This window comes from Bacillaceae bacterium S4-13-56, assembly GCA_040191315.1.
In the GTDB taxonomy this organism is placed as follows: Bacteria; Bacillota; Bacilli; order Bacillales; family JAWJLM01; genus JAWJLM01.
The window spans coordinates 1-4,679 of record JAWJLM010000134.1; the positions used below are offsets into that span (position 1 = coordinate 1).

Annotated in this window: 5 protein-coding genes and 2 tRNA genes; all 7 read right to left on the minus strand. The window is 39.4% G+C overall.

Translation table 11 applies throughout. The annotated features are described in order from the left end of the window. Positions 1-288: 288 nt before the first annotated feature. The gene (gene tsaD / locus RZN25_18035) at positions 289-1,335 is read right to left on the minus strand and encodes a tRNA (adenosine(37)-N6)-threonylcarbamoyltransferase complex transferase subunit TsaD (GenBank protein ID MEQ6378708.1); all 1,047 of its coding nucleotides are present in this window, start codon (positions 1,333-1,335) and stop codon (positions 289-291) included. Next, positions 1,332-1,778, minus strand: coding sequence for a ribosomal protein S18-alanine N-acetyltransferase (gene rimI / locus RZN25_18040; GenBank protein MEQ6378709.1), 447 nt, complete (start codon positions 1,776-1,778; stop codon positions 1,332-1,334). Before rimI ends, tsaD begins: the two co-directional genes overlap by 4 nt. Further along, entirely contained in the window at positions 1,756-2,469 is a 714-nt protein-coding gene (tsaB, locus tag RZN25_18045) for a tRNA (adenosine(37)-N6)-threonylcarbamoyltransferase complex dimerization subunit type 1 TsaB (GenBank protein MEQ6378710.1), read from the minus strand. The genes rimI and tsaB overlap by 23 nt, the downstream gene beginning before the upstream one ends. After that, complete coding sequence (gene tsaE / locus RZN25_18050; protein MEQ6378711.1) at positions 2,466-2,921, minus strand: tRNA (adenosine(37)-N6)-threonylcarbamoyltransferase complex ATPase subunit type 1 TsaE; 456 nt, start codon at positions 2,919-2,921, stop codon at positions 2,466-2,468. The genes tsaB and tsaE overlap by 4 nt, the downstream gene beginning before the upstream one ends. A 14-nt stretch (positions 2,922-2,935) precedes the next feature. Then, positions 2,936-3,925: a thiamine-phosphate kinase gene (gene thiL, locus RZN25_18055; protein MEQ6378712.1), complete on the minus strand. Its 990-nt coding sequence runs from the start codon at positions 3,923-3,925 to the stop codon at positions 2,936-2,938. Positions 3,926-4,175: 250 nt separating this feature from the next. Continuing rightward, positions 4,176-4,252, minus strand: a tRNA-Asp gene (locus RZN25_18060). A gap of 86 nt (positions 4,253-4,338) precedes the next feature. After that, positions 4,339-4,415, minus strand: a tRNA-Met gene (locus RZN25_18065). Positions 4,416-4,679 lie beyond the last annotated feature (264 nt).

The window sequence follows — 4,679 nt, forward strand, 5'->3', positions numbered from 1 at the left end:
CTCGGTTTGCTTCCCGGTTATCAAATACAAGTTAATAGAAAAATGAAGTTCACCTTAGTCTGTGGACTAGTCCTTATCACATTAGAATATCCACAGTGTTTTCCACAACTAACCCTACATATCCCCAACTATAACAAGAGTTTTCCACATTATCCACAAAAATAATTGAGTTTATCCACGTTTATTCACAAGTTTTAAACCCTTATAGAACAAGAACTTTCAAAACTTATACACACTCAAAAAGGAAACTTGTGTATAACACCCTCCCATAATAAAAAACCAGCCTCCCTAATGAGAAGCTGGTCCATTTACATTCCGTGTAGCATATCTTTCAATTGATAAGGAAGGATCAGCATTTAATGTCCAATCTGCGCGATGCCCCCGTTCATAGGCAATGCTGGCAGCTGCTCCAATCATGGCAGCATTGTCTGTACACAAATGAAGAGGTGGAACCATGACATCAACAGGCTCGTCAGCAAAAACTTCTACCAGCCTCTTTCTTAGGCCTCTATTAGCTGCTACCCCACCGGCAACAATTAACTGCTTTACTCCGAAGTCTTGGACTGCCTTGGCTGTTTTTGTTACCACTACATCGACAACAGCCTCTTGAAAGCTTGCAGCTATATCCTCTTTAGGGATCTCTTGATTTTTCTGTCTTGCATTGTGAAGCGTATTAATAACAGCGGATTTCAATCCACTAAAGCTAAAATCATAAGAATCAGGCTCTAACCAAGCCCGAGGAAAGTCGATCGATATTTGACCCTCACTAGCCAAACGGTCAATATGAGGGCCTCCTGGGTATGGTAAATCGAGTGTTCGAGCTACCTTATCATAAGCTTCCCCTGCCGCATCATCCCTCGTCTCACCAATCACTTCGAACTCTCCATGCTCTTTCATCAAAATGAGCTCGGTGTGACCACCTGAAATGACGAGGGACAATAGCGGGAATTCGAATTCCTTTTCCAACCGATTCGCATAAATATGTCCAGCAATATGGTGAACACCAATCAGAGGTTTTTGATGACTAAACGCTAGAGCCTTAGCAGCATTTACACCAATCAACAATGCCCCAACCAACCCTGGCCCTTCCGTCACCGCAACCGCATCTATATCATCCATTGATAATCCACTTGTTTGTAATGCCTCTTCAAGAACCATTGTAATCTGTTCCGTATGATGGCGGGAAGCAATCTCAGGAACGACACCGCCAAAACGTTTATGACTATCAATTTGTGAAGAAACAACATTAGCTAACAGCTCTCTTCCGTTTTTCACAACAGCTACAGCCGTTTCATCACAGCTTGTCTCAATCGCTAAAATTGTATGATTTTTCATAAATTCACCCACATAACTACAGCATCTTCTTGATTATCTACGTAATAATTTTTACGAATTCCACCCGGTATCAAACCAAACTTTCGATATAATTTTTGAGCCACTATATTAGAAACTCTAACTTCTAGGGATAAAAGTGTAGCTCCTTTTTTCTTCGCAAAATCAATCACATGTTTAAATAAAAATTCCCCAAGCTTTTTGCCTCTAAACTCCGGCAAAATGGCAATGTTCGTAATATGGGCTTCATCAATAACTAGCCAAACCCCACAGTATCCAACGATAACACCTTCCAGCTCAAGTACAATATAAGTTGCAAATTTATTCTGCTCTATTTCATTAATAAAGGCTTCTTTGCTCCAAGGAGTAGCGAACGATAGCTCTTCGATGTTGTGAACCTGGTCAACATCTTCAAGCTCCATTTCACGAAGTACGATTTGATCCATCTTGTTTCTGCCTTTCTAACCAATTTGCCTCTGCCTCTGCTAATCGAAGATAATTTGGGACTACCTCATGAACTGGTTCAACCTCCATAGCATCCCCATATAAGCCAAAAACTCCTGCCCTAGGTTGCTGGAAAAAGGAACGAGGAAAGAATGGATTCTTTATAACTTTTTCTATCATTTCTTGATATAAAGATAGATCGGGACTCAGGACCATGATTTCTTCTTGATCTTCTTTACACTTTTGGAGAAAGAATGTAAAAGGTGCATTCTCCTCTTCAATGACTTGTTTTAGCTCGCCTTTCTCCGTCCAATGAAAAATCGCGCCATATACTCTTTCACGTCTAGCATCAAAAAAAGTTAGGATTTTCCCTTTAAAATGCGGGACATTGTAAGCTAATGCTTGGAGACTTGAAACGGTCTTAATTGGTATCCCTAGTGTCCAAGCCATAGTTTTGGCAGTAGTCAAACCGATTCGTACCCCCGTAAATGACCCTGGTCCCTTTGTAACAATGATTTCATCTAAATCCTTAGGTTCCATTCCACCTACCTGCATGACATCGTTTATCGCAGGCATGAGTTGAACGGAGTGATTCTTTTTAATAAAAGTTGATTGTTCAGCGACTACGATTCCATCTCCAATAAGTGCCACTGACATGGGTTGGTTCGATGTATCAAACGCTAACACATTCATGAAAAAATCTCCTCACATAAATCTTTGTAACGGTCTCCCTTTGGTTCAAAGACGATCTCCCTTTGATCATCTTCAAGCTTTCTAATAAAAATTGTTAGATATTCCTTAGGCAAAAATGAAGGGATATAAGATGCCCATTCCACAACACATACTCCATCACCATTAAAATACTCATCAAAACCAATGTCTTCGTCACTATTCTCTAAACGGTAAGCATCCATATGATATAAGGGAATCCTCCCTGACATATATTCCTTAACAATAGTGAAAGTTGGACTGTTTACAGTCTTCGTTATAGAAAGACCTTTCGCCAAACCTTTGGTAAATGTCGTTTTACCCGCTCCCAGATCTCCCTCAAGTGTAATCAAATCCCCAGGCTTTAATAGAATCGCTACCTTTTCGGCAAATTGTTTCGTTTCCTCTTCACTATAAGTAATCATCTTAAAGTTCATTTCCATTCTGTCACCTAATCTCTTTTGGCATGGGTATATCCCTGACGATTTAATAATCTCCAATGATCGTTAGTGTTTAACCATACTTGGGGCTCTGTTTTTTGTTTCACCTTCACTATCCCTATTTTGGAAACAGGAATTCTTTCTTGATCAGCCAGCTTTTTAATTTTTTCCCAATCATGTGGGGAGGCTGTTCCAATCAATTCAAAATCCTCACCACCATGCAAAATAAATTTTGCTTTCATTTCATTCGATAATGGAGCTGCCCTCAATTCAGGATGAATAGGAAGGTTCGCTTCTTCTAACCATATGTCCACATTAGAAGCTTCAGCTAATTCGTGTGATTCACTGGAAATTCCATCACTGATGTCATTTAATGCCATTCGTTTTATATCTTTAGTTATATGGGAAAAAGCAATTCGTGGTGTTGGTCTCCTATGCCTTTTAAGAAAGTATTTTTTTTCGTTTATTTCGTCATTTGTTTCATTAGTTAAAATATGTAATCCATACGCAGAGTCTCCTAAGGTTCCAGTAACAAATACAACATCACCTGGTTGAGCGGAGCTACGATAACGTTGGAAACCTTCAGGAACAAATCCAATAACAGTAATTGTAAGGACTAGTTGTTTTCCCGAAACCGTATCTCCCCCAATTAAATCCATTTGATACAAGTCGGCTAATTCTTTCATTCCCATATAGAGCTCTTGGAGTTCATTTTCTTCCCAATGATCTGGAATTACAATGGACACGAGAAAATATGCAGGTATGCTCCCCATGGCAGCCAAATCACTTATATTAGCTGCAAGGGATCGATATCCAATATCCGACGGGGACATTGTCCTTTTCGAGAAATGAACCTCTTCCACCATCGTATCTACAGCTTGTACTATATTTTGTCCAGATAAACTTTTAAAAACAGCTGCATCATCTCCTATTCCCTTTAATAAAGAAGATTGATGATACCATTTAGGAGTAATCGATTGAATAAAACTAAACTCGTCCATTACAAACACCTTTTTCAACTGACATTAGGTTTATCATAGCAAAATTTTTGGGATATAGAAAAGAATTCGTCGAAAATAGCGATTTATATACATTCGGAAGACTTTCATTTCAATTTTGTATAGGTTATGGGGTGTTATTGAATAGGCTTGGCTCATGATTTATGTATCCATTGAAGTGAATTTATTAAACTTCATTTGCATTTTTTCGCATTAAAAAAAGCCTGCACAATTTGCAAACTTTAGATGTAAATGGCGGTCCGGACGGGACTCGAACCCGCGACCTCCTGCGTGACAGGCAGGCATTCTAACCAACTGAACTACCGGACCACTTATTAAATTGATTGGTTGCACTTTCAGTACTTCTGAGTGATTGTTAGCCATGAAGCATATTCGACGTAGTTAATAAAAATATTTGGTTGCGGGGGTAGGATTTGAACCTACGACCTTCGGGTTATGAGCCCGACGAGCTACCAGACTGCTCCACCCCGCGATAGTGTAGAAAATCTAATGTGATTCTCTATAAAAGGTATTAAACTGTTCGTCACGTTGCAAGTTTTTTTGATGAAGCTTACGCTCCTCACAAAGCCTTCGACTTTGCTCCACCCTGCGATAGTGTAGATGATCTTAATAAGATCTCTATAAATTACTTTTCTAGAAAAATGTTTCCTTTTCTATAATACAACCATTAAGGTAGAAAAAGCAATAGTTTTTTAGACTGCCTGGCGGCGTCCTACTCTGGCAGGGGCAATGCCCC